22 protein-coding genes, 2 tRNA genes and 1 pseudogene are annotated in these 24,942 nt (G+C 70.1%); 11 read left to right on the top strand and 14 right to left on the bottom strand.

Annotated features, from left to right (window positions below):
• Positions 1-17 precede the first annotated feature (17 nt).
• A complete protein-coding gene (locus tag CLM62_RS01010) occupies positions 18-833 on the bottom strand; it encodes an SOS response-associated peptidase (RefSeq protein WP_095747974.1) in 816 nt (271 codons plus the stop codon).
• A 50-nt stretch (positions 834-883) separates the two neighbouring features.
• On the opposite strand from CLM62_RS01010, the gene CLM62_RS01005 reads away from it, so the two are divergent.
• The 4 genes from CLM62_RS01005 (at position 884) to CLM62_RS00990 (ending at position 4,612) form a co-directional block, all read left to right on the top strand.
• Positions 884-1,606, top strand: a complete 723-nt coding sequence (locus CLM62_RS01005; RefSeq protein WP_095747973.1) for a M50 family metallopeptidase — start codon at positions 884-886, stop codon at positions 1,604-1,606.
• 110 nt (positions 1,607-1,716) lie between these two features.
• On the top strand, positions 1,717-3,072 hold the full coding sequence (aroA, locus tag CLM62_RS01000) for a 3-phosphoshikimate 1-carboxyvinyltransferase (protein WP_095747972.1): 1,356 nt from the start codon (positions 1,717-1,719) through the stop codon (positions 3,070-3,072).
• Between the two features lie 4 nt (positions 3,073-3,076).
• The gene (gene rsgA / locus CLM62_RS00995; RefSeq protein WP_095747971.1) at positions 3,077-4,087 is read left to right on the top strand and encodes a ribosome small subunit-dependent GTPase A; all 1,011 of its coding nucleotides are present in this window, start codon (positions 3,077-3,079) and stop codon (positions 4,085-4,087) included.
• A gap of 201 nt (positions 4,088-4,288) precedes the next feature.
• On the top strand, positions 4,289-4,612 hold the full coding sequence (locus CLM62_RS00990) for a multidrug efflux SMR transporter (RefSeq protein ID WP_086600180.1): 324 nt from the start codon (positions 4,289-4,291) through the stop codon (positions 4,610-4,612).
• 4 nt (positions 4,613-4,616) lie between these two features.
• Here CLM62_RS00990 and CLM62_RS00985 read toward each other — a convergent pair whose 3' ends face one another.
• Entirely contained in the window at positions 4,617-5,225 is a 609-nt protein-coding gene (locus tag CLM62_RS00985; RefSeq protein WP_095748022.1) for a TetR/AcrR family transcriptional regulator, read from the bottom strand.
• A gap of 713 nt (positions 5,226-5,938) precedes the next feature.
• Between CLM62_RS00985 and hisN the strand changes: the two genes are divergently transcribed.
• Both hisN and CLM62_RS00975 read left to right on the top strand, forming a co-directional pair.
• Positions 5,939-6,739: a histidinol-phosphatase gene (hisN, locus tag CLM62_RS00980; protein ID WP_095747970.1), complete on the top strand. Its 801-nt coding sequence runs from the start codon at positions 5,939-5,941 to the stop codon at positions 6,737-6,739.
• Positions 6,740-6,939: 200 nt separating this feature from the next.
• On the top strand, positions 6,940-7,332 hold the full coding sequence (locus CLM62_RS00975; RefSeq protein WP_095747969.1) for a cyclic nucleotide-binding/CBS domain-containing protein: 393 nt from the start codon (positions 6,940-6,942) through the stop codon (positions 7,330-7,332).
• A 128-nt stretch (positions 7,333-7,460) separates the two neighbouring features.
• Here CLM62_RS00975 and katG read toward each other — a convergent pair whose 3' ends face one another.
• Positions 7,461-9,677, bottom strand: a complete 2,217-nt coding sequence (katG, locus tag CLM62_RS00970; protein WP_095747968.1) for a catalase/peroxidase HPI — start codon at positions 9,675-9,677, stop codon at positions 7,461-7,463.
• 358 nt (positions 9,678-10,035) lie between these two features.
• Between katG and CLM62_RS00965 the strand changes: the two genes are divergently transcribed.
• Positions 10,036-10,452: a Fur family transcriptional regulator gene (locus CLM62_RS00965; RefSeq protein ID WP_095747967.1), complete on the top strand. Its 417-nt coding sequence runs from the start codon at positions 10,036-10,038 to the stop codon at positions 10,450-10,452.
• Between the two features lie 200 nt (positions 10,453-10,652).
• A pseudogene (locus CLM62_RS00960) lies at positions 10,653-10,870 on the top strand (ATP-binding cassette domain-containing protein); the annotation flags it as partial.
• 255 nt (positions 10,871-11,125) lie between these two features.
• Here CLM62_RS00960 and CLM62_RS00955 read toward each other — a convergent pair.
• The 4 genes from CLM62_RS00955 to CLM62_RS00940 all read right to left on the bottom strand — a co-directional run bounded on the left by CLM62_RS00955 (position 11,126) and on the right by CLM62_RS00940 (position 16,432).
• Positions 11,126-11,199: transfer RNA gene (locus CLM62_RS00955), tRNA-Met, on the bottom strand.
• A gap of 112 nt (positions 11,200-11,311) precedes the next feature.
• Complete coding sequence (locus tag CLM62_RS00950; protein WP_095747966.1) at positions 11,312-13,138, bottom strand: SEL1-like repeat protein; 1,827 nt, start codon at positions 13,136-13,138, stop codon at positions 11,312-11,314.
• A gap of 227 nt (positions 13,139-13,365) precedes the next feature.
• A tRNA-Met gene (locus CLM62_RS00945) sits at positions 13,366-13,439 on the bottom strand.
• 44 nt (positions 13,440-13,483) lie between these two features.
• A complete protein-coding gene (locus CLM62_RS00940; protein ID WP_095748021.1) occupies positions 13,484-16,432 on the bottom strand; it encodes a UPF0182 family protein in 2,949 nt (982 codons plus the stop codon).
• Positions 16,433-16,595: 163 nt separating this feature from the next.
• Between CLM62_RS00940 and CLM62_RS00935 the strand changes: the two genes are divergently transcribed.
• Positions 16,596-17,138, top strand: a complete 543-nt coding sequence (locus tag CLM62_RS00935; protein ID WP_179381885.1) for a PPA1309 family protein — start codon at positions 16,596-16,598, stop codon at positions 17,136-17,138.
• A gap of 56 nt (positions 17,139-17,194) precedes the next feature.
• Here CLM62_RS00935 and CLM62_RS00930 read toward each other — a convergent pair whose 3' ends face one another.
• The 4 genes from CLM62_RS00930 to CLM62_RS00915 all read right to left on the bottom strand — a co-directional run bounded on the left by CLM62_RS00930 (position 17,195) and on the right by CLM62_RS00915 (position 20,347).
• Complete coding sequence (locus CLM62_RS00930; protein WP_095747965.1) at positions 17,195-18,289, bottom strand: PDZ domain-containing protein; 1,095 nt, start codon at positions 18,287-18,289, stop codon at positions 17,195-17,197.
• A 52-nt stretch (positions 18,290-18,341) separates the two neighbouring features.
• Entirely contained in the window at positions 18,342-18,506 is a 165-nt protein-coding gene (locus CLM62_RS49640) for a hypothetical protein (RefSeq protein ID WP_179381884.1), read from the bottom strand.
• Between the two features lie 159 nt (positions 18,507-18,665).
• A complete protein-coding gene (locus CLM62_RS00920) occupies positions 18,666-19,127 on the bottom strand; it encodes a molybdenum cofactor biosynthesis protein MoaE (RefSeq protein WP_095747963.1) in 462 nt (153 codons plus the stop codon).
• A gap of 107 nt (positions 19,128-19,234) precedes the next feature.
• Entirely contained in the window at positions 19,235-20,347 is a 1,113-nt protein-coding gene (locus CLM62_RS00915; RefSeq protein WP_095747962.1) for an SDR family oxidoreductase, read from the bottom strand.
• 192 nt (positions 20,348-20,539) lie between these two features.
• On the opposite strand from CLM62_RS00915, the gene CLM62_RS00910 reads away from it, so the two are divergent.
• On the top strand, positions 20,540-22,018 hold the full coding sequence (locus tag CLM62_RS00910) for a zinc-dependent metalloprotease (protein ID WP_095747961.1): 1,479 nt from the start codon (positions 20,540-20,542) through the stop codon (positions 22,016-22,018).
• Positions 22,015-22,530 (top strand): NUDIX hydrolase, encoded by a 516-nt coding sequence (locus CLM62_RS00905; protein WP_095747960.1) that lies wholly within the window; start codon positions 22,015-22,017, stop codon positions 22,528-22,530. The genes CLM62_RS00910 and CLM62_RS00905 overlap by 4 nt, the downstream gene beginning before the upstream one ends.
• Positions 22,531-22,599: 69 nt before the next feature.
• Here CLM62_RS00905 and CLM62_RS00900 read toward each other — a convergent pair whose 3' ends face one another.
• The 3 genes from CLM62_RS00900 to CLM62_RS00890 all read right to left on the bottom strand — a co-directional run.
• Positions 22,600-23,352, bottom strand: a complete 753-nt coding sequence (locus CLM62_RS00900; protein WP_095747959.1) for an AIM24 family protein — start codon at positions 23,350-23,352, stop codon at positions 22,600-22,602.
• A gap of 19 nt (positions 23,353-23,371) precedes the next feature.
• The gene (locus tag CLM62_RS00895) at positions 23,372-24,049 is read right to left on the bottom strand and encodes an AIM24 family protein (RefSeq protein ID WP_095747958.1); all 678 of its coding nucleotides are present in this window, start codon (positions 24,047-24,049) and stop codon (positions 23,372-23,374) included.
• 5 nt (positions 24,050-24,054) lie between these two features.
• Positions 24,055-24,942: AIM24 family protein (locus CLM62_RS00890; RefSeq protein ID WP_143658890.1), on the bottom strand; the 888-nt coding region annotated here is incomplete at its 5' end.

Here is a 24,942-nt window from a genome sequence, read left to right as displayed (position 1 = left end):
TCACATTCGCGTTCACGTCAGAAGAGTGTGCCCTCTTCGGGCCCCTCGAGCTCCTTGAGCAGCTCCGGCCCGTTGTTGCGGACGTTGCTCACCGCGGTCGTCACCGGGTACGCCCGCATCAGCCCCTCGGGCGGCGGCGCGAGCAGTGTGCGCAGGTCGTCGAGATCCATGCGGGACGGGTCGAGCCAGGCGTCCCAGCGGTCCGGCGTCAGCATCAGCGGCATCCGAGGGTGGATCTCGGCCAGCGTGTGCGGCCCCTCTGCGGGCGCCACCCCGAGCGGGCTCTGCTCCGCCTCCGTGGTGATCACGGAGCACGTCGCCCACCAGGCCCGCGGGTGATCGTCGGGCAGCGTCCTGTCCCGCCAGAACTCGTACAGCCCGGCCATCGCGAAGACCGATCCGTCGGCGGGAAGCACGAAGTACGGCTGCTTGCGCGGCCGCTTCTTCCTCCCCTCCACCTCCAGGTCCCGCTCCTGCCGGCCGGTGACCCACTCGTAGTAGCCGTCGGCGGGGATGATGCAGCGCCGGGTGGCGAAGGCACGGCGGTACGACGGCTTCTCGTGCACGGTCTCCGCCCGCGCGTTGATCATCCGGGCCGCGCCCTCCGGGGTCTTCGACCAGCTCGGCACCAGCCCCCACTTCAGCTTCCGCAGCTGCCGAACCGGTTTGGGATCCTCCACGTCCTTAAGAGGACGGTCGAGGACGACGTGAACCTCCTTGGTCGGAGCCACGTTGTAGTCGGGTGCCAGGGTCTCCTCGGGTTCCCACTTCTCGATCTCAAAGATTCCTGCGAGATCCTCGGGCCTACGACTGGCCGCATACCGTCCGCACATACGTGCCACACTGCCAGATTCGACGAGACCTCAGGGAGCTACCGCCGAACATGCACACCACCGCATCCGACTCGCTCGCCTCCCTCTGGGACGAGGTCTTCGGCAGCCAGCCCGACCCCGACCTGTGGGTGGTGCTCGCGACCCTCGTCGCCGCGCTCGCCGTGGTCGTCCCGCACAACTTCTGGCGCATCTCGCGCAACGCCATCACCATCGCGCACGAGGGCGGCCACGGCCTGGTCGCGCTGCTCACCGGCCGCACCCTCACCGGCATACGGCTGCACTCGGACACCAGCGGCCTGACCGTGAGCCGCGGCAAGCCGCACGGCCTCGGCATGATCCTCACCGCGTCCGCCGGCTACACCGCTCCCCCACTCCTCGGCCTGGGCGGCGCCGCCCTGCTCGCCGCCGGCCACATCACGCTGCTGCTCTGGGCGGCGACCATCCTGCTGGTGGCGATGCTGGTGATGATCCGCAACGCGTACGGCGCCCTGACGGTGGTCATCACCGGCGGCACGTTCGTGGTGGTGTCCTGGCTGACGGGACCGCAGGTGCAGGCGGCGTTCGCGTATGTGGTGGTGTGGTTCCTGCTGATCGGCGGGGTGCGCCCGGCGTTCGAACTACAGGCGAAGCGGGCGCGGGGAGGGGCGGGTGACTCGGACGCGGATCAGTTGTCGCGGCTGACGCATGCGCCGGCGGGGCTTTGGCTGTTTCTGTTCCATGCGGTGTCACTGTGTTCGCTGATAGGCGGAGGTCGCTGGCTGCTGGAGGTCTGAACGCGCCCTTTGGGGCGTGGGTCTGTGTCGATATACGGCTCAACCGCGTGGGCGCGACCAGCCACAACGCCGCCGCACCCGAGCGATGGCCTCCTTATAGAGTGGGGCCCATGGCCCAGAACCCCGCAGACACCGCCCTCTGGCCCGCCCCGCACGCGAGCGGAGCCGTCGACGCGACGGTCCACGTGCCCGGGTCCAAGTCGGTCACCAACCGCGCCCTGGTGCTGGCCGCCCTCGCCTCCGAGCCCGGCTGGCTGCGCCGCCCGCTGCGCTCCCGTGACACCCTGCTGATGGCGGGCGCCCTGCGGGCGATGGGCGTGGAGATCGAGGAGACGGTGTCGTCCAGTTCCTCCGTCGTGGGCGGCCAGGACAGCGCGGGAGAGGCCTGGCGCGTGCTCCCGACCGGCCTGCACGGCCCGGCCACGGTCGACGTCGGCAACGCCGGCACGGTGATGCGCTTCCTGCCGCCGGTCGCCGCGCTCGCCGACGGCCCCATCCGCTTCGACGGCGACCCGAGGTCGTACGAGCGTCCCCTGAACGGCGTGATCGACGCCCTGCGCGTCCTCGGCGCCCGCATCGACGACGACGGCCGCGGCACGCTGCCGCTGACGGTGCACGGCGGCGGGGCGCTGGACGGCGGCCCGGTGGAGATCGACGCGTCCTCGTCGTCGCAGTTCGTCTCGGCCCTGCTCCTGTCCGGCCCGCGCTTCAACCAGGGCGTCGAGGTCCGCCACACCGGCTCCACGCTGCCGTCCATGCCGCACATCCGGATGACCGTCGACATGCTGCGCTCGGTCGGTGCCCAGGTCGACACCCCGGAGTCGGGCGGCGAACCGAACGTCTGGCGGGTCACGCCGGGCGCCCTGCTCGGCCGCGACCTGACCATCGAGCCGGACCTGTCCAACGCCCAGCCGTTCCTGGCGGCGGCCCTGGTGACCGGCGGCCGGGTCGTCGTCCCCGACTGGCCGGCCCGCACCACCCAGCCCGGTGACCGGCTGCGCGAGATCTTCACCGAAATGGGCGGTTCCTGCGAACTCACCGAGTTCGGCCTGGTGTTCACCGGCTCGGGCTCCGTTCACGGCATCGACGTGGACCTGGGCGACGTGGGCGAACTGACTCCCGGCATCGCCGCTGTCGCCGCCCTCGCGGACTCCCCCTCCACTCTCCGCGGCGTGGCGCACCTGCGCCTGCACGAGACGGACCGCCTGGCCGCGCTCACCAAGGAGATCAACGAGCTCGGCGGCGACGTCACGGAGACCGCCGACGGCCTGCACATCCGCCCGCGCCCGCTGCACGGCGGTATCTTCCACACGTACGAGGACCACCGGATGGCGACGGCCGGCGCGATCATCGGCCTGGTGGTCCAGGGCGTGCAGATCGAGAACGTGGCGACGACGGCGAAGACCCTCCCGGACTTCCCCGACCTGTGGACCGGGATGCTGCGCGGCGTGGGGACCCAGGGATAAGGTCATGCGCCGCTACGGCAAGCACACCGACGAGGACGACATCCGCTCCCGCCCGAACCGCAAGGGCAACCGGCCCCGTACGAACATCCGGCCCAAGCACGAGGACGCGGCCGAGGGCATGGTCCTCACCGTCGACCGGGGCCGGCTGACGTGCCTCGTCGAGGACCGGATCGTGATGGCGATGAAGGCCCGCGAGCTCGGCCGCAAGGCGGCGGTCGTGGGCGACCGGGTGGCGCTGGTCGGTGACATGTCCGGCAAGAAGGACACGCTCGCCAGGATCGTCCGCATCGAGGAGCGCACGTCGGTGCTGCGCCGTACCGCGGACGACGACGACCCGTACGAGCGCGTGGTGGTCGCCAACGCCGACCAACTCGCCATCGTCACCGCCCTGGCCGATCCGGAGCCCCGCCCCCGCCTGATCGACCGCTGCCTGGTGGCGGCGTTCGACGGCGGGCTGGAACCCCTGCTGGTCATGACGAAGTCGGACCTGGCCCCGCCGGACAAGCTGCTGGAGCTGTACGGCGACCTGGACATCCCGTACGTGGTGACGAGCCGCGAGGAGTTGGAGAGCGGGGCGGCGGTGGCCCGGGTGCGCGAGCAGCTCGACGGCAAGATCACCGCCTTCGTCGGTCACTCGGGCGTCGGCAAGACGACCCTGGTCAACGCTCTGGTGCCTCAGGAGCAGCGGCGTTCGACGGGGCACGTCAACGCGGTGACGGGCCGCGGCCGCCACACCACGACCTCGGCGCTGGCCCTGCCGCTGGCGGGCGACGGGGGGTGGGTGGTCGACACCCCGGGCGTACGGTCGTTCGGCCTGCACCACGTAAATCCGTCCCGGGTGATCCACGCCTTCCCCGACCTGGAGCCCGGCACGCAGAACTGCCCCCGCGCGTGCAGCCACGACGAGCAGGACTGCGCGCTGGACCAGTGGGTGGCCGACGGCCACGCGGATCCGGCCCGCCTCTACTCGCTGCGCCGGCTCCTGTCGACGAGGGAGCGGAAGGAAGGCGACTGAGGAAGGCCGCTGGGGCGTATGGGGAGGCGTCCGGGGATGCGTCGGGGGAGGCGTCCGGGGAAGGCTGCTGACCTCCGCGTTGTTTGTCTTGACGTAGGTCCGGTAAGGGCATAATCGCACCGAGCCCGGATCGAAGCCTGAGCAGAGCCCGATGAAGCGGTCACAAACGCTGGGACACGGGGACTTACGGGAGGACAGCACATGGCGTGGCTGCTGGTCATCGTGGCCGGGTTGCTCGAGACCGGTTTCGCCGTCTGTCTGAAGCTGTCGCACGGCTTCACCAGACTCTGGCCGACGATCGCGTTCTGCGTCTTCGCCCTCGGCAGCTTCGGCCTGCTGACCCTGGCCCTGAAGAAGCTCGACGTGGGCCCGGCGTATGCCGTGTGGACCGGCATCGGCGCGGCGGGAACCGCGATCTACGGCATGGTCTTCCTCGGCGACCTCGTCTCGACCCTGAAGATCGTCTCGATCAGCCTGGTGATCATCGGCGTGATCGGACTCCAGCTGTCGGGTTCCGCCCACTGAGCCGTCAGCCGGTCAACTGGCGGTTGAGCGCGCTCCGTACGAGATCTGCCACGCCGCCCTCGCCGGGCGGGGCCGCCACGCAGGACAGAGCGAGGCGGACGACGAGTTCGCAGGAGCGGGCCAGTTCGGCGATGTCCGACTTGACCGCGCCGGGACCGGAGAGAACCGCCACGGCCCGATCACGCACCAGGGCCACGAAGTCGCCGGGCGACGGCAGCGGGCCGTCCGCCCGGCGCTGCGCGGGGACGGCCGAGGAGGACGGCACGGCCTTCAGCGTCGGCGAGGGCAGCCGCTCGCTCCAGCAGCCGGTGAGCATGGCTCGCACGAGGGCGTTCTCACGGGCCGTCGACGCCGTCCACTCGGCGGTCGCGGTCAGCCGCTCCCGGACGTCGCCGTGCGCGGTCAGCGCCCGCTCGACGCCGGTGAGATACCCGTCCGCTTCTCGCCTGACGAGGGCCCGGGCCAGCCCTTCCTTACTCCCGAACTCGTTGTACAGCGTCTGCCGGGACACTCCGGCCGCCGCGGCCACGTCCACCATCCGCACAGCGGACCACGGCCGGCGCGCCAGCGCCGTGTAAGCGGCGTCCAGCAGGGATTCCCGCGCTGCAGGCATCATCGCCTCCCTGGGCGATCGGCTCTGCGCCCCAGATTTGACGCGCACAGAGGCACTGTCAAGGGTTCGCGGCGGCACACGGGGGCGCGCGACGCCCGCCGGGCTACGGTTGACCAACACCGTAGGGCTGCGAGCAGCCGCCACCGTCACGCTGCGGGCAGCCGCTGCCGTCAAGCCGCGGGCAGTCGCTGCCGTCAGGCTGCGGGCAGCCGCCACCCTCAAGCCGCGGGCAGCCGCTGCCGTCAGGCTGCGGGCAGCCGCCACCCTCAAGCCGCGGGCAGCCGCTGCCGTCAGGCTGCGGGCAGCCGCCACCCTCAAGCCGCGGGCAGCCGCTGCCGTCAGGCTGTGGGCAGCCGCCTTCAAGGTTGTGGGCAGCCGCCGCCGTCAGCCTGCGCAGCACCCCCACCCACCCAGCCGCCCTCAGGCAGCGGGCAGCCGCTGCCGTCAAGCCGCGGGCAGTCGCTGCCGTCAGGCTGCGAGCGCCACCCCGCCCCGCTGTCAAGCTGCGGGCAGTCGTGCCGCTGGGGCGGCTCGCGACCCGCAGAGGGCGGCACCCCGTCGGCGCCGGGCTGCGCACCCCACCCCCGCCCAGCCCCCACCCCGCGCGACCGAGAACGCGGGGTGCCTGAACAACCCTCGGGCACCATCCCCGCACACCCCTCCCCAAGGCCCCCCGTAGCCCCGTACCAGCCACGACAGATACCGTTCGCTACATGCCCGACTACCTCGACGACCTCCGCTTCGCCCACGTCCTCGCGGACGCGGCAGACGCGGCCACCATGGCCCGCTTCAAGGCCCTAGACCTCAAGGTCGAAACGAAGCCGGACATGACCCCGGTCAGCGAAGCGGACAAGGCCGCGGAAGAACTCATCCGCGGCCAACTCGGGCGCGCCCGCCCCCGCGACGCGATCCTCGGCGAGGAATACGGCATCCAAGGCACCGGCCCCCGCCGCTGGGTCGTCGACCCGATCGACGGCACCAAGAACTACGTACGCGGCGTCCCCGTCTGGGCCACCCTCATCTCCCTCATGGAGGCGGGCGAGACCGGCTTCGAGCCCGTCGTCGGCGTCGTCTCCGCCCCCGCCCTCGGCCGCCGCTGGTGGGCCGCGAAGGGCCACGGCGCCTTCACCGGCCGCAGCCTCAGCTCGGCCTCACGCCTGCACGTCTCCCGTGTCTCGAAGCTCACGGACGCCTCCTTCGCGTACTCCTCGCTCAGCGGCTGGGAGGAGCAGGGCAGGCTGGACGGCTTCCTGGACCTGACCCGCGAAGTGTGGCGCACGCGCGCATACGGCGACTTCTGGCCGTACATGCTGGTCGCCGAGGGCGCGGTCGACATCTGCGCCGAGCCGGAACTCTCCCTGTGGGACATGGCCGCGAACGCGATCGTCGTGACGGAGGCCGGCGGCACCTTCACCGGTCTCGACGGCCGCCCGGGCCCGCACAGCGGCAACGCGGCCGCCTCGAACGGCCTGCTCCACGACGAGCTGCTGGGATATCTCAACCAGCGCTACTGAGATAAACAGATGAGCGCCTGCGCCCTCAAACGACCGCACGCGCCCTCTTGTTGACCTCCGCCTTACCTGTCACTCTGAGAGGACCCTCATTTGTGAATTTGTGAATCCTTGAACTAGCGGACACCGGAGTCCGAGAGGCCCGACATCCGAGAGTCCGAGAGTCCGAGAGTCCGGGGATTCGTAGGAGGTGCCTCCAACCCATGCTCGTCCGCGACGCCATGAGCCAAGTGGTCCTCACCATCGGCCCCACCCACACCCTCCGCCAGGCCGCCGCCCTGATGTCCGCCCGCCGGGTCGGCGCGGCCATCGTCCTCGACCCCGACGCCGGCGGCATCGGCATTCTCACCGAACGCGACGTACTCAACTCCGTGGGCCTGGGCCAGAGCCCGGACACGGAGCCCGTCCACGCCCACACCACCACCGACGTCGTCTTCGCCGCCCCGGCCTGGACCCTGGAGGAGGCGGCCCGCGCCATGGCGCACGGCGGCTTCCGCCACCTCATCGTGCTCGACCGCGGCGAGCCTGTCGGCATCGTCTCGGTCCGCGACATCATCCGCTGCTGGGCCCCGGCCCGACAGCACGCACCGGCCTGACCGCATGGCCTGAACGCATGGCCTGAACGCACCGGCGGGCCGGACCCCCTGCCCAGGGGATCCGGCCCGCCGAGACCTGATCGGACGAGGCCGAAATCAGGCGAGGCCGAAATCAGGCCAGGTAGAAATCAGACCAGGTCGAACCGGTCCAGGTTCATCACCTTGTCCCACGCGGCGACGAAGTCCTTCACGAACTTCTCCTTCGCGTCGTCGCTCGCGTAGACCTCCGCGAGCGCACGGAGCTCGGAGTTCGAGCCGAAGACCAGGTCGGCACGGCTGCCGGCCCACTTCAGCTCGCCCGTGTCGGCGTCGCGACCCTCGAACGTGGTCTGGTCCTCCGACGTCGACTTCCAGGTCGTACCCAGGTCGAGCAGGTTGACGAAGAAGTCGTTGGTCAGGGCCCCAGGGGTCTCGGTGAGGACACCGAGCTGCGACTGCTGGTGGTTCGCGCCCAGGACGCGCAGGCCACCGACCAGGACCGTCATCTCGGGAGCGCTCAGCGTCAGCAGGTTCGCCTTGTCGAGCAGCAGGTACTCGGCCGGCAGACGGTTGCCCTTGCCGAGGTAGTTGCGGAACCCGTCGGCGGTCGGCTCGAGCGCGGCGAAGGACTCCGCGTCGGTGTGCTCCTCGGTCGCGTCGACACGGCCCGGGGTGAAGGGCACCTCGATGTCGTAGCCGGCGTCCTTGGCGGCCCGCTCCACGCCCACGCAGCCACCGAGCACGATCAGGTCGGCCAGGGAGACCTTCCTGGCGCCGGTGTTGAACTCCTGCTGGATGCTCTCCAGGGTGCGCAGGACCGTCGCGAGCTGCTCGGGGTCGTTGACCTCCCAGCCGCGCTGCGGCTCGAGGCGGATGCGCGCGCCGTTGGCGCCGCCGCGCTTGTCGCTGCCACGGAAGGTCGAGGCCGACGCCCACGCGGTGCTGACCAGCTCGGAGACGGTCAGACCCGAGTCGAGGAGCTTGGCCTTGAGGGCCGCGATGTCGGCGGCGCCGATGACCTCACCCTCGGGCTCCGGCAGCGGGTCCTGCCACAGCAGGGTCTCCTCCGGGACCTCCGGGCCGAGGTACAGCGACTTCGGGCCCATGTCGCGGTGGGTCAGCTTGTACCAGGCCCGGGCGAAGGCGTCCGCGAACTCCGCCGGGTTCTCGTAGAAGCGGCGGGCGATCGGCTCGTAGATCGGGTCGAAGCGCAGCGACAGGTCGGTGGTGAGCATCATCGGGAGCTTCGTCTTCGACGCGTCGTGCGCGTCGGGGATGATCGCCTCGGCGTTCTTCGCCACCCACTGGTTCGCGCCGGCCGGGCTCTGGGTGAGCTCGTACTCGTACTCGAACAGGTTCTTGAAGAAGTTGTTGCTCCACTGCGTGGGCGTCTCGGTCCACGTCACCTCCAGGCCGGAGGTGATGGCGTCGCCGCCCTTGCCGGTGCCGTGGGTGCTCTTCCAGCCCAGGCCCATCTCCTCCATGGAGGCGGCCTCGGGGTCGGCGCCGACGGCGTCCGCCGGGCCCGCGCCGTGCGTCTTGCCGAAGGTGTGGCCGCCGGCGATCAGGGCGACCGTCTCCTCGTCGTTCATCGCCATCCGGCGGAACGTCTCGCGGATGTCACGGGCCGCGGCGATCGGGTCCGGGTTGCCGTTCGGGCCCTCCGGGTTGACGTAGATGAGGCCCATCTGGACCGCGCCGAGCGGGTTCTCCAGCTCACGGTCGCCGGTGTAGCGCTTGTCGTCGAGCCAGGTGGTCTCGGGACCCCAGTAGACGTCCTCCTCCGGCTCCCAGACGTCCTCGCGCCCACCGCCGAAGCCGAAGGTCTCGAAGCCCATCTGCTCCAGGGCGACGTTGCCGGTGAGGATCATGAGGTCGGCCCAGGAGATGTTCTGGCCGTACTTCTTCTTGACCGGCCACAGCAGACGGCGGGCCTTGTCCAGGTTGCCGTTGTCCGGCCAGCTGTTGAGGGGGGCGAAACGCTGCTGCCCGGCTCCGGCGCCGCCGCGGCCGTCGCTGATGCGGTAGGTGCCGGCGCTGTGCCAGGCCATACGGATCATCAGCGGGCCGTAGTTGCCGAAGTCGGCCGGCCACCAGTCCTGCGAGGTGGTCAGCACCTCGGCGATGTCCTGCTTCACGGCGTCGAGGTCGAGGGCCTTGAACGCCTCGGCGTAGTCGAACTCCTCACCGAGGGGGTTGGCCACGACGGGGTTCTTGGCGAGGATCTTCACATTGAGCCGCTCCGGCCACCACTGGCGGTTTCCACCGCCCTGGGTGGGGTGCAGCGCGCGACCGTGCGCGACGGGGCAGCCGCCCGCCTCCTCCGACTTGTCGTCTGTGACGATCGCGTCATGGTTCTCAGTCATGGGAATCCTTCGGGATTGGGCGGATCACGGTGCTCAGCAACTGCGGGCGGTGGAACGGTCGGGGCGCAGACCCCGATGGATGACCGCGGCGTCGTCGTTCGAGAAGCCCCGGCCATGGGACACCGTCAGGCAGAGGGCCTCGCCGACCGGCTTCCGTCGCTCGCAGGCCGGCACCGCGCAGCTCCTCGACGGTCGTCGGAGCCTGGGATTCGCTCATGGTGCCCACGTTACTGCTGCCTGTTCCTGTCGCCTTGGCCAAAGCCGATCTCGATCCTACAATGGACAATGTCTAAGTCAAGCAATGCTCCAAAGTCACATTCGTTCGGGATCTGGTTCCCCTCCTGTTAGGCTGGTCTTTATGAGTGACCTTCTGGAACGACTGCGCGGCCGCGGCTGGCGGATGACCGCGCAGCGGCGCGTCGTGGCCGAGGTCCTCGACGGCGATCACGTCCACCTGACGGCCGACGAGGTCCACGCGCGGGCCGTCGCCAAGCTGCCGGAGATCTCCCGGGCGACCGTCTACAACACGCTGGGCGAGCTGGTCTCCCTCGGCGAGGTCCTCGAGGTCGCCACCGACAAGCGCGCCAAGCGGTACGACCCCAACGCCCACCGGCCGCACCACCACCTCGTCTGCGCCCAGTGCGGCGCGATCCGAGACGTCCACCCGAGCGGCAACCCGCTGGCCGACCTCCCCGACTCGGAGCGCTTCGGCTTCACGGTCTCGGACGTCGAGGTGACGTACCGCGGCGTCTGCCCGAACTGCGCGGCGGCCTAGCAAGGCCGGCACACCCCGCGACACTCACTGAAGCCCCGGCACCCTCTTGGGAGCCGGGGCTTCGTGCTGCGTACGAAGACTCCGCACGAAGACTCCGTACGAAGACGACTCCATGCGCCGTACGGGCTTCCTGGATCTGACGGACCGTCATATCGTCGTGCGGCACCCCCCGCCCCGTACCGAACTCCGCGAGAGCAACCGTGGGAGATCCGCGCCCAAAACTCCACGCCACCGAACTGACCCGCACCTTCGGCCGCGGCCCGCACACCGTCGACGCCCTCGGTCCGCTCGACCTGACCGTCGCCCCGGGCGAGTTCGTCTGCGTCGTCGGCCCCTCCGGCTGCGGCAAGTCCACGCTGCTGCGCAAGCGGCGGGGCTGCTCCGGCCGAGCACGGGCACGGTGGAGATCCGTACCACGCTGCGGCCCGATATGCGGCTCCGCCGTGTGGCTCGCCCGGCCGCCGCCATGATCTTGGGAAATCCGCGCGGGCACGACGGACCGCCTGCAGTCCGCGTACGTCGCCCAGGGCGTGGCAGAGGGAGACCCGCTCCCGGAGTCACAGACGGTGAACAGATCCTTGTACGAGGAGGCGGTGGGCCACCGCGCCTGACCTGAACGCCTTGAACGCACCGAGAGCCGGAACCCTTTCGGATTCCGGCCCTCGGCCTTCAGTAGCGGGGACAGGATTTGAACCTGCGACCTCTGGGTTATGAGCCCAGCGAGCTACCGAGCTGCTCCACCCCGCGTCGATGAATGCAACATTACGTCAAGGACGCGGACAGAAGCAAATCGATTACCTGCCCTGCATCGGCCCAGGTCAGGACGGTCCGTCAAACCGGCCCTCGGCCCAGCGCGGGGTCACGCCGACAGCTCCTGCCGAAGCGCGTCCCGCAACCGAGCCGCCCGCTCCGCGACCTCGCCCGGCCCGAGGGACACCGCCCGGTCGGCCCACCGCTGCCCTTCGGCCAGCTCTCCCCGACGCGCGTAGACCAGGGCCAGCCGCAGCGCCGCCCGCCCGTGCCCGGCGTCGGCCGCCCGCGTCCACCACACCGCCGCCTCCGGCTCACTCCCCTCCCGGGCCAGCAGCAGCCCCAGATTGAACGCCCCGTTCCGCGACCCGGCCTCGGCCGCCTGCCGGTACCAACGAGCCGCCTCCACCACGTCGCCGCGCGCGGCGGCCAGCATCCCGACCCGGACCTGCGCCCGCCGGTGCCCCTGACCAGCGGCCCGCTCGTACCACTCCTCGCACTCGGTCTTCTCGTGCACGGTCTCCCCGAGCTCGTGCGCGGGCGCCGGCGGCCGCCGCGCGTCGAGCACGGTCGCCAGCCGGTACGCGGCCTCGGCGCTACCGCCCCCCGCCGCACACCGCAGATGCCGCTCCGCCTCGGGCTCGTCCCCGTGCCGCAGCCGCGCGATGCCGACCTGCAGCGCCGCCTCCGTGTGCCCGGCGGCCGCGGCCCGCTCGTACCACCGCAGTGCTACGGACTCCTCGCCCCGCCCCGCGAACAGGATCCCCAGGTTGAACGCGGCGTCGACACTTCCCGCCTCGGCGGCCTTCGAGAACCACGGCTCCGCCCCGGCCGCATCCCCGCCCTGGAGCAGCAGGATCGCCAGCGCGTTGGCCGCCTCGCGGTGCCCGGCGTACGCGGCCCGCCGGTACCACTGCTCGGCCTGCGCGGTGCGCCCCTGCTCGGCGCAGAGCAGCCCGAGGTTGTACGCGCCATTGTCGTCCCCGGCGTCCATCGCGGCTCGGTACCACCGCTCGGCGGTCTGCGGCTCACCGCGCTCGGCGTGCAGCGCGCCCAGCGCGTTGGCCGCGTTGCCGTCCCCGTCCTGCGCGGCTCTGAGCCACCACACGGCCGCGCTCTCGGTGTCTCCCGCGTCCCGCAGCAGAAACCCGAGCGCGCAGGCGGCGCGCGCTTCCCCGTCCTTGGCGGACGTCAGGTACCAGCGCCCGGCCTCCTTGAGCTGGCCGCGCTTCTCCAGGATCGCCCCGAGGTGCAGCGCGGCCCGCCGGTGTCCGCGCGCGGCGGCCTGCCGGTACCACTGTTCGGCCTCGCCCAGCAGGGAGGCACCGTCGTCGGCTCCAGGTCCGGAGGCGGGTGCCTCCTCCTCGTCCGCCGCCCGGCGATCGAGCGCGCGTGCCAGGCGGTACGCCGCCTCCCGGTGCCCCCGCTCGGCCGCGGCCCGCATCCACCGCTCGGCCCCGGCGTCGCCGCGGTGCTCCAGCAGATCGGCGAGCGCGTAGGCCCCCAGCGAGTGCCCCTGCTCGGCGGACTGGCGCAGCCAGTACTCCGCGGCGGGCTCGTCGCCCCGCTCGCGGTGATGACGGCCCAGCGCGTGCGCGGCCGCGGCGGACCCGGCCACGGCGGCGATGCGCCACCACCCGGCGGCCTCGTCGGCGTAACCACGCTGGTGAAGAAGGACCCCGAGGTTGTTGGCGGCGGCACGGTCACCGGCGGCGGTGGCGGCACGCAGATGGGGCTCGGCTCCGTCGAGATCGCCGCGGCGCAGCAGCATGGCTCCGAGGACGCTCATCGCCTCGATGTCGCCGGCTTCGGCCGCGATCCGCCGACGGACCTCCTCGGCGGCGTCGTCGGCCACCTCCCCGGCCTCGTCCTGCTGGGAAGGCTGCACAAATCGCCCTGTCTCGAACAGAGTCGCCTTGTCCCCCATAACGTCCATCGTCGCACCACCTGCAACCTGGGTACACCTGGTATACCGCAGCCAGTGAGGTCACTTCAGCGTTTTGTCGACATGCCCACAGAGAGACAAGTCAAACACAGATCCCTCAACTCCCCTCGGCGGCACGGCCGTCCCCTACGTCGGCACATGCGTTCGCACACCACGAAGGCCCGGATCCTTTTCAGGATCCGGGCCTTCGCTGTCGTACGACGCGTCGTCGACTTCAGTAGCGGGGACAGGATTTGAACCTGCGACCTCTGGGTTATGAGCCCAGCGAGCTACCGAGCTGCTCCACCCCGCGCCGTTGTTCTGCAACCGTATCACGGCGCGAGGTGGGCTTTTCGATCAGCTGCTGTCAGGACTGCCGGCGGGACTCGGACTGCCGCCGGGACTGGGGCTACCGCTGGGACTTGGGCTGCTGCCGCCGGTCCCGCCGGCCTGGTTCTGCGCGTCCTCGGCCCGCCGCAGCGCCTCCTCCAGGTCCTTCTGCGCCTCGCCGTACGCCGTCCAGTTGTTGTCCTTCAGAGCCTGCTGGCCGGCCTCGAAGGCCTTCTGGGCGTCGTTCAGCGCTTCTTGGACCGTCGGGTTGGTGGACGTCGGTGGCGGAGGGGTCGTCTCGCCCTCGTCCGGTGGTGGCTCGGTGGTCGGGCCCTCCGCTCCGAAGACCTTGTTGAGGGCCTCGTCGAGCGTGTCCTCGAAGGCGGTGTTGCCTCCGTAGGACACCAACACCTTGCGCAGCAGCGGGTACTTCAGTCCACCACCGCGTACGTAGACCGGCTCCACGTAGAGCAGTCCTCCGTCGAGTGGCACCGTCAGCAGGTTGCCGTACTCGACCTCGGAGTCGCCGCCTCTCAGGAGCCTGATCGATTCGGCGATGTCCTGTTCGGAGTTGAACTGGCTCTGGACCTGTTTAGGTCCGTCGACGGTCGTACTTGTCGGCAACTTCAGGATTCTGATCTTGCCGTAGTCGGGCGTGCCCGCCTCGGCGTCGATCGACATGAACGCACTGAGGTTGTCCCGGCCGTTGGGCGTGAAGGTCGTCGTCAGCGAGAACGCCTGTGCCGCCTGGTCGGGCATCTTCATGCTCAGGTAGTACGGCGGCACCGCGTTGCCCGACTTGTTGGTCGGGTCGTCCGGCACCTGCCACACCTCGCTGCCGCTGAGGAAGGTGTCCGCGTCCGCGACGTGGTAGCGGGTGAGCAGCTCACGCTGGACCTTGAACAGGTCCTGCGGGTACCGCAGATGAGCCATGAGCGACTCCGAGATGTCACTCCTCGGCTCCACCGTGCCGGGGAACGCCTTCATCCAGGTCTTGAGGACCGGGTCCTTGGTGTCCCACTGGTAGAGCTTGACCTCGCCGGTGTACGCGTCGACGGTCGCCTTCACCGAGTTGCGGATGTAGTTGACCTGGTTCTGCTGGGCCACCACCGCGCGCGCGTTGTTGGTCGCGGTCAAGGAGTCGGCCGTCGTATCACCGAGAGTCGTACGCGAGGAGTACGGGTATCCGTTCGTCGTCGTGTACGCGTCGACGATCCACTGGATCTTGCCGCCCACCACCGCCGGATAGGCGTCGCCGTCGATGGTCAGCCAGGGGGCCACCGCCTCGACACGCTGCTTGGGCGTGCGGTTGTACAGAATCCGCGAACCGTCGCCGATCGCTCCGGAGTAGAGGATCTGCGGCTCGCTGAACGCCGCGGCGTACGCGGCCCTGTTTATCGGGTTGGAGAGGTTGACCCCACCGTCGCCGTTGTAGCTGTAGGTCTTCTCGCCGCTGTCGTCGGAGTAGTCGATCTCCTTCTGGGGGCCGCCGACGATCGAGTACGTGGTGGTCTTCTCGCCGTAGTAGATCCGCTGCTGGTACGTCCCCAGGTCGCCCTTGGACGGCAGGTCGGACTCGGTGAAGACCGGGCGGCCCTCGGTGTCGGCGGTGGTGCCCTTGGCGGCGACCACGCCGTAGCCGTGGGTGTAGCGGAAGTGGTCGTTGATCCAGTTGTTCTTCGGAATGCCGTTGAGGTTCAGCTCACGCAGACCGATGACCGTGTCCTGGTCCTGGCCGTCCTTGCTGTAGCGGTCGACGTCCAGGTTGGTCGGGAACGCGTAGTAGTTCCGCATCTGCTGGAGCTGCTGGAACGTCGGCGAGACGATGTTCGGGTCCATGATGCGGATGCTCGCCGCGTCGGCGGCGTCGTCGCGCAGCTTGGTCTTGTCCGTGGTGCTGGGTTTGCCCGAGTACTCGGAGACCTTGGAGTCGTCGATGCCGTACGCGTCGCGCGTCGCCTTGAGGTTCTTCTCGACGTACGGCGCTTCCTTGGCCTGCTCGTTCGGCTGGACCTGGAACTTCTGGACGATCGCCGGGTACAGACCGCCGATGAGGATCGCCGAGAGCACCATCAGACCGAAGCCGATGACGGGCAGCTGCCAGGTGCGCCGCCACAGGGTGGCGAAGAACAGCAGGGCGCAGATGACCGCGATGCAGAACAGGATCGTCTTGGCCGGCAGATAGGCGTTGGCGTCGACGTACCTGAGGCCCGTCCAGTTGTCGGTGGCCTTGAAGTCGCTGGACTTCACCGCCAGTCCGTACCGGTCGAGCCAGTACGCGACCGCCTTGAGGGCGACGAAGATGCCCAGCAGCACCGACAGGTGCCCCGTCGCGGCAGCGGTGGCGCGCGCGCCCGGGGAGGTGATCCTGAGCCCGCCGTACAGGTAGTGGGTGAGCGCGGCGGCGATCACGGAGAGGATCGCGGCGGCGAAGCCGAAGCCGAGCAGGAACCGGTACCAGGGCAGATCGAAGGCGAAGAACGACACATCGAGATGGAACTGCGGGTCCTTCTCGCCGAACGAGACGCCGTTGACCCACATCAGCCAGGTCCGCCACTGACTGGAGGCGGAGGCGCCGGCGATCAGGCCCACCAGGGCGGTGATCCCGAACAGCAGCCACTTCTTGTACGGCGCGATGCCCATCCGGTAGCGGTCGAGGCTCTGCTGCTCCATCGACATGGCGCTCAGCGGCGGCCGCAGCCGGTGCGCCAGCCAGATGTTGAAGCCGACCGCGAGGGCCATCAGCAGACCGAAGACGAAGAAGAGCCCGATCTTGGTCCACAGGGTGGTCGTGAACACGGACGAGTAGTTCACCGACCGGTACCAGAGCCAGTCCGTCCAGAACCCCGCGAACATGGTGAACGCCATGCCGAGAACGGCAAGGACGCCCAGCGTCATGAGCAGGGTCCGGACACGCCGGGACGGGCGGCCCACTCTGATCCGTGGCCCCGTCGGGCCTCCGCCGCGGTCCGGCATCTGGAAAGCCAAGGTGCGCACCTCGAAGTTCGCTGTTGGTCCGTCAGGCCCGCGTCGTCACGGGCCGTCCGTGGGCCACGTGATCGTAGGCCCTCATCTATGCAACTTACTCACGCTTTACTCGGTTCCCGATTCGGGCCGGGAACGAGGCAGGATTGTGACCATGTCCAACACTCCCATGGCGGCGAGCCCGCTGACCCGGGCGGTCCTCGAGATCGACGAGTACGCCTCCGGCCTCGGCTGGGACCAGCCCGCCCGCCTCTTCGCCCTCGTAGACACCGCCCGGCTGCGATCCCAGGAACCCGCCCTCGCGGCCCAGCTCGGCCTCGAGGAGGAGCAGAAGATCACCGGCCTCACCCCGATCGAGCAGGACGAGATTCCAACGGGCAAGCCGCTCGACGAGTTCCTCGGCACCATCGCCTGGCCCGACGCGGTGGTCGGCTGCGCGCTCACGGTGGAGCGGCTGATGCTGCCGCCGTCCGCCGAGGCGTCCGTCCCGGAGGGGCTGAGCGACAAGAAGCTGGCCCAGTGGGTGGCCGAGCACCCGGACCGCCAGGAGGTCCGTATGACGGTCGCCGTACTGCGGGACGGCGCCCGCGAGTCGGCTCTCCGGCTGCGCGAGAAGGACTCCCCGACGGAGGTCCTCACGGGATCCGACCTGGTGCCGGGTCTGGCGGAGGCGCTGGCGGCGACGTTCGAGGAGTAGATGCAGGTCCGCGCGACTGTCCGGCGGTGCACCTCGTCCGGTGGTGCACTTCGGCACTACCCGGTGGTGCACTTCGGCAGGCCGGCGGTGTCGCCGGAGCGGATGTCCTTCAGGGCGCCGAGGGCGTCGTCGATCGTGTCGACCTTGACGAGGGTGAGCCCCTTGGGGGTGTCGCTCGCGGCGGCCGCGCAGTTGGCGGCGGGCGTGAGGAAGTACTGGGCGCCCCTCTCGCGCGCGCCGACGGTCTTCATCTCGATGCCGCCGATCGGGCCGACCTTGCCCGCGTCGTCGATCGTGCCGGTGCCGGCGACGAACTTGCCGCCGGTTAGGCTGCCCGGGGTGAGCTTGTCGTAGATGCCGAGCGCGAACATCAGGCCGGCGCTCGGCCCGCCGACATCGGCCAGCTTGATGTCGATGGTGAACGGGAACGTGTGATCCGTCCCCGCGGAGATCCCGACGATGGCACGCTTCTCGCCACCGTCGTCGGACGTCGCGGTCCTGATGGTCACCTCCTCGGTCCTGGTCGCCGTCCTGTTCTCCTTCTCCGCGGCGGCCTGCTCCTTCGCGGGCACGATGGTGAAGACGACGTCCTGGCCGGGCTTGTGCTTGGTCACCAGCTCGGCGACGTCGGCCGGTTCCTTCACCGTCGTACCGTCGACGGCCTTGATCACGTCACCGGCGTGCAGCTTGCCCTCGGCCGGGGAGTCCTTGACGACGGTCGAGACGATCACCCAGGACTTCACCGGGACGTCCAGCTCCTTCAGTGCGGCGACCTTGGCGCTCTCCTGGGACTGGCTGAACTCCTCGGCGTTCTCCTGGGTGGACTGCTCCTCGGTCTTGCCGTCGGGGTAGAGGGTGTCGTGCGGCACGACCTTGTTGTCATGGGCAAGCCACCCGTACACGGCCTCGACAAGGTTCATCTTGTAGTCGGCGCTGGTGACGCGCACGGTGGTCATGTTCAGATGACCGCTCGCCGCATAGGTCTTCCGCCCGGAAATCTGCAGCACCGGCTCGCCGTCGTGGTCCCCGAGAGTGTTCACCGTCGGGCCCGGTGACATCTCCGCATACGGCACGTTGATGAACACTCCCGCGCACAGGAGTGCGATCAGCATCAGAGTGGAGGCGAGCATCGTCGCGGTGCGGCGTGGCATGCCACGACAGTACGGGACGCTCCTGTCAGCACACCGTCAGGGCGGCGTCCGGTCACATGCCGGTGTGGGACTTCTCCATGGCCTCGCGGAACCGGGCATACCCGTCCAGCTCGGGGCCGTCGCTTCGTATCCTGCGCGTCCGGTTGGCCCAACTGCCCCACAAGCCGCCGCCGACCGCAGCCAAAAGCGGAATCAGCAACCAGACGAGCGCCCCCATGCCGACCTCCAACCCCACCTGAGCCACCGCAACTGACTGATCAGCAGATTAGTCATCTGCACTGACAACGCTCACGCCGGGGGTGGGGTTACGCAACCGGAGGGGTGAGCAAGGGTTCGGCAGGCGCACCGAAGAAGTCAGCAGGTCACACCCAGGGAGTCAGCATGCGCCGACCCACTCCTCGGTGCCGTCGGAGAACTTCTGGTGCTTCCAGATGGGCACCTCGTGCTTGAGGTCGTCGATCAGCTTCCGACAGGCCTCGAAGGCCTCCCCACGGTGGGGACAGGAAACGGCGACGACGACGGCGAGATCCCCGACCCTGAGGTCACCGACCCGATGCACCGCGGCGAGCGCCCGCACCGGATACTCCGCGACGACCTTCTCGGCGATCCGCCGCATCTCGGCCTCGGCACTGGGATGACACGAATACCCGAGCTCGTCGACATCGGCACCCCCGTCGTGATTCCGCACGGTCCCGACGAACAACGCGGTCCCCCCTGCGGCATCGTCCCCGACGGCCCGGAAGACCTCGTCCAAGGAGAGGGCCGTCTCCCGGATGGCGAGAAGCTTGATGGGGTCTTGTGCGGCCTGCTCGCCGGGATGATCACTGATGGATGCCATGCCCCCATCGTGCCGCAAGCCGGGGAGCACGGGAAATACCGATGTCACCCGGCACACGCGCGTGGCCGTTCGGAGGCTCCTACAGGACGGCGTCACCGCCTACCCCCTCAGATCCGCCGCCGGGCCTTGCGAGCCCGCCGCACCACAGCCGCCGCACCCAGCAGAGCCACCGTCGCACCCGCAGCCCCCGCCGCGGTCGCGTCCTTCCGGCCAAGCCGCCGCCCGGCCACCGTATGCCTCCCGGAAACCTCCTCCAGCAGCTCCGCCAGCACCTCTTCATTGGTCCACTGCGGCCGCCACCCCGCGTCATGCAGCCGGCTCCCACTCACGACCCACGGGTACATCGTGTAAGCCAGATCCCCCGCGGGAGACGGCGTGAGCCCGATCCGGTGCAGCCGAGCCGCCGCCCCCAGGGCGACAGCGGACGGCAGCTCCATCCGCCGGATCCCGCTCAGCTCCTCGACCTCCTCCTGCTCCAGCCACCCGTCGCACCCGACGACGAGCTCCCCGTCGACCTTCTCCAGAACGGCGTACTCCAGAGCACTGCACAGATCCTCGACATGGCAGAACTGCCAGGCCGGCCGCGACCCGGCGACGACAAGCAACCGAGGCGACTCGAAGTACCGGGTCAGCGCGGTGTCGGTACCCCCCACCAGCACCGCGGGCCGCACAACGGTCACGTTAAGTCCCGGATGCGCCCGCGGAGCGCGCCGCGCGAGCCGCTCGATCTCCAGCAGGTCCCCGACCCCGGTCGCCTCCGCCGTGGCCCGCAGCTCCGCGTCCTCGGACAGCGGCAGCTCGTTGTCCGGCAGCGCCCCGTAGACCATCGAGGAGGTGCACAGCACGACCCGGTGGATCCCCGCCGCGGCGGCAGCGGTCAGCACGGTCTGTGTCCCCCGTACGTTGTAGGCCGTACGGGCGGCGGGATCGGTCTCCAGATCCAGATCGAGCGCCAGATGGACCACCACATCGGCCCCGCGCAGCTTCTCCGCGATGGCCGGATCCCGCACATCCAGGATGTGCCACTGCGCCGCCGCACAGTCACCGCGCCGCTCGTCCAGCGCAATGACCTGCTTGATCTCGTCCGACGCGACAAGCCGCTCGGTGAGCAGCGCGCCGATGCCGGACGCGGCGCCGGTGACGGCGACGACGGGCCCTCGGGCGGCGGGACTGGTTGACTGGTTTCGCGCTGCGCGAACCTGCGGATCTGGGGAACTCACCGGGCGTCTCCAGCGGTTGTCTTCAGTACGTACGCGAGTGACGCGTACGTACCAGGTGGCATCCATCCTGCCGCAGGCCAAGAGTCGGCGAAGCACCGAGGCCCGAACCGCCCATGGTGTCTACGCTGGGTGGTGTTATCGGGCAGTCGCGCCGTCGGAGACTACCGGCGGCCTTACCAGCCGAGGAATCCCGTGAGTGACACCCCATTCGGATTCGGCCTTCCGCCGGAGGAGCCGGACGACGGCGACGAGGGCAAGAAGAAGGACCAGGAGAGCGGTGGTGGTCAGGGCCCGGCCAACCCGTTCGGTTTCGGCGGGCTGCCCGGAGCCGGTGGCTTCGGTGGCCCGGGCAGTCCAGGTGCCGACAATCCGCTCGCTGCCATGTTCGGTTCGCTGAACCCCACCGACCTGGGCGCCGCCTTCCAGCAGCTGGGCCAGATGCTCTCGTACGAGGGCGGCCCGGTGAACTGGGACATGGCCAAGCAGATCGCCCGCCAGACCGTCTCCCAGGGCACCGCGGACGGCACCAAGGACGCGAGCGTCGGCCCCGCCGAGCGCAGCTCGGTCGAGGAGTCCGTCCGCCTGGCCGACCTGTGGCTGGACGACGCGACGTCCCTGCCGTCCGGCGCGGCCTCCTCCGTGGCCTGGTCCCGCGCGGAGTGGGTCGAGGCGACTCTGCCCGCGTGGAAGGAGCTCGTCGACCCGGTCGCCGAGCGCGTCGGCACCGCCATGGGCGATGTCCTGCCGGAGGAGATGCAGGCCATGGCCGGCCCGCTGATCGGCATGATGCGCTCGATGGGCGGCGCCATGTTCGGCACGCAGATCGGTCAGGCCGTCGGCGTGCTCGCGGGCGAGGTCTTCGGCTCCACCGACATCGGCCTGCCGCTCGGCCCGGCCGGCCGGGCCGCGCTGTTGCCGGTGAACATCGAGGCGTTCGGCAAGGACCTCGGCGTGCCGAAGGAGGAGGTGCGGCTGTATCTCGCCCTGCGCGAGGCCGCCCACCAGCGCCTGTTCGCGCACGTGCCGTGGCTGCGCTCCCACCTGTTCGGCGCGGTCGACGGCTACGCGCGCGGGATCAAGGTCGACACGGCCAAGCTGGAGGACGTGGTCGGCCAGTTCGACCCGCAGAACCCGGAGCAGCTGCAGGACGCCCTCCAGCAGGGCATGTTCCAGCCGGAGGACACGCCAGAGCAGAAGGCGGCCCTGGCCCGTCTGGAGACGGCTCTTGCGCTCGTGGAGGGCTGGGTGGACGCGGTGGTCCACGCGGCCGCGAAGCCGCGCCTGTCGTCGGCCGACGCGCTGCGCGAGACCCTGCGCCGCCGCCGCGCCTCGGGCGGCCCGGCCGAGCAGACGTTCGCCACGCTGATCGGGCTGGAGCTGCGCCCGCGCCGCCTGCGCGACGCCTCCCGTCTGTGGGCCTCCCTCACGGACGCGCGCGGTGTCGATGGCCGGGACGCCCTGTGGGCCCACCCGGACATGCTGCCCACGGCGTCCGACCTGGACGACCCGGACGGCTTCGTGCACCGCGAGCAGCTGGACTTCTCCGAGTTGGACAAGATGCTCGGCGAGGCGGCGGACAAGCCCGACCTCAGGAAGAAGGACGACGGCGCCAAGGATCCCAAGGGCCACAAGGACCCCAAGGACGCGGACAAGGGCGACGACACCGAGTGAGCCTGTACGACGACACGGTCCTCGTCCTGAAGAATCACGAGGACCTAGGAGAGCTGCGCCAGGTCTACCTGGACCACCTCGCGGCGCACCCGGACGGCATGTGGAAGGCCTGCACGGACGGGCACATCACGGCGAGCGCCCTGGTGATCGACGCCGAGCGCGGCCGGGTGCTGCTGACCCTGCACAGGAAGCTGCGGATGTGGCTGCAGATGGGCGGCCACTGCGAGCCGGGCGACGACACGCTGTCGGCCGCCGCCCTGCGTGAGGGGACCGAGGAGTCGGGCATCGCGGGACTGAGCCTGCTGCCCGGCGGTCCGGTGCGCCTGGACCGGCATCACACGCCCTGCGCCTGGCACCTCGATGTCCAGTACGCGGCGCTGGCTCCGGCCGGGGCCGTCGAGGCGATCAGCGACGAGTCCCTGGACCTGCGCTGGTTCGCCTACGACGAGGTCGCGGGCGTAGCGGACGAGTCTGTCGTACGACTGGTGGAAGCGACGCGCGTGAGGTTCTGAAGGCATGCGTAAGGGGCGGCCGCCATTGCGGTCGCCCCTTACGCATGCCTTCTGGACCCTCCCGAACGGTCAGCTGTTGCTGCCCCCGAGGGAGTTCCCGCGCAGGCCGCCGCTGCCCATGCCGAACTGGCCGAGCACCCCCGATGTGCGCAGATGCTGCGGCGGCAGCAGCTCACTGGGCTGCACCAGGACGTGGCCCGTCCCGGAGAACTGCATCTCCCAGCCCTCGCCGGTGGAGCCCCTGCGGCGCCACACGGCGGACGTGGAGGTGGGGGCCTGTAGCTGAGTGCGCAGGGACGTGGACCAGGCGACCACCGCGTCCGCGTCGCAGCAGATGTTCTTCTCCGGGGTCACTTCCAGCACCAGCGGCTCGCCCGAGGTCATGAGGACGACCTGCCCGGAGCCGGACAACTCCAGGTTGTAGGCACCCGCCGAGGCCACCTCCACCGCGCTGTCGACCGCGACGATGCCGACTCCGAGGGAGCCGTCGAAGGCGAGCACGTACGAGCTGTCGACGGTGATGCCGCGGCCGACCTCCATGATGTGCAGGTGCTGGGCGAGGTTGGCGAGGTAGACGGTGCCGTTGCCCTTGCAGCGCATGAGTTCCAGGCGCTCGCCGGTCATCCGTTCGACGTTGCGCCAGCTGCGGTTGCGGTACTGGCTGTCGAACTCCACATGCCCCTCGAAGGCCACCATGGCGCCCTGCCGCGCGAGCACGGCGCTGCTGCCCTGGGTGACGTCCGTCTTGAGGAGCTGCGGGTTCTGCAGGGTGTACCGGCCGGTGGACTCCACCGGGACGTGTGCGAAGAGTGTGCTGTGCATGATGTGCCTGGTGCTCCTCTCAGCCCCGGATCTTGAATCGGTCGCCGGTGTCCTCGCTCGGCTGGACGACCACGAAGCCCTGCCCCTTGAAGCCGATCTGGAAGGCCTCGCCGCTGCCCCGGCCGATGAGGGCGCTCGCCTTGACGGTGCGGCGGGCCTTCATGTCCATGCCGGTCGTCCAGGCGATGAGCGCGTCCGGGTCGACGTACGTCTCCCGTTCGGCGCAGTCCAGGGCCATGGGAACGCCCCGGCTGACCAGCGCGACCCAGCCCGTGCCCCGTACGACGAGGTTGGTCAGGCCCGAGCCGGACAGCTTGGCGAGCCCCTTGACCGGTTCGATGGTCAGCTCGAGCGAGGCGTCGCAGGCCAGCAGCGTGGCGCCGTTGACCGAGAGGGCCTCGCCGCCCAGGTGCAGGACGATGATGTCGCCGCCGTAGTCGGCGAGGTAGAGGTCGCCGTCACCGCGGCAGAGCATCAGCCTGCCGCCCTCGCCGGTGACCATCGCCTCCGCCGTACGGCGGAGGCTGCCGGGCGGCGCGTCGAACTGCACATAGCCCTCGTAGGCGATCATCGAGCCGGCCTTGGCCAGCAGGTCGTGCCCGGTGGCCATGGTGACCTTGAGCGTCTTGGAGCTGTGCACACTCATGCGGACGCCGGTCGCAGCGGCGCGGTGCGCACTCAGAGTCTGGGAGTCCATGGGCCTCACACCTCGAAGGGCTGTACGACGACGAAGTTGCCGGGGGCGCCCCGGAACTGGAGGTTCACGGCCTCGGAGGCCTGCCGGGAGTATCCGGACCGGCGCAGCCTCAGCGCGGTCGTGGTGACGGCCTGCGCACCGGCGGACCAGGCGATGACGGCGTTGCCGTCGACGTAGGTGGCCGGGCCCACGGGGATGACGACCGGCACGCCGCGTGTCTTCACGGCGACCGCTCCCGTGCCGGAGAAGAGCATGCTGAACAGGCCTCCGCCGGGCAGCCCCGCGCCCTCGATGCGGCGGATCTCGGTGTCCAGGGACTCGTCGAAGGCGAGCACACCCTGGGCGCTGGTGTAGAGCTGCTCCCCCTGGAGGCGGATGACGAACACCCGGCTGGCCTCATCGGCGAGGAAGACCTCGCCCTCCCCTGAGCAGCGCATCAGGGACATGCCCTGGCCGGTGAGCGCACCGGTGAGCTTGCCGAGCAGGCCGGAACCCTTGTGGGCGAAGTCGATGTCGCCCTGGTAGGCGACCATGCTGCCCTGCTTGGCGAGGATGGAGGCGCCCTTGGTGAGCGTGGCCCGCACGAGCTGCGGGTTCTGCTCGGTCCAACGGTCCCCTACGGGGGCTTCCGCGTACTTCGTCAGGACGACGCGTACGTTCGCCTCGGGCGGCACGGGCGCGATCGCCGTGGCGCCTGGGAAGGGCGGCTGTCCCTGACCGGGGAAGGCGGCGGGGGCGCCCGGGGGCGTGAACGTCTGAGGGCCCGCGCCGGGGGGCGTGAACATGTGCGGGCTTGTCGGCGCGGCGGGAGCCGGCGGCGGGGAGCCGGGCGGGGTGGTGCCGGGCGGGGTGATGCCGACTCCCGCGGCGGGCGCGCCCTGGGCGATCGTCGG

Origin of the sequence: Streptomyces sp. SA15 (assembly GCF_002291145.1) — a bacterium.
Taxonomy (GTDB): Bacteria; Actinomycetota; Actinomycetes; order Streptomycetales; family Streptomycetaceae; genus Streptomyces.
Note: the sequence above shows the minus strand (reverse complement) of the source record. Positions and strands in the feature narration are given on the sequence as shown.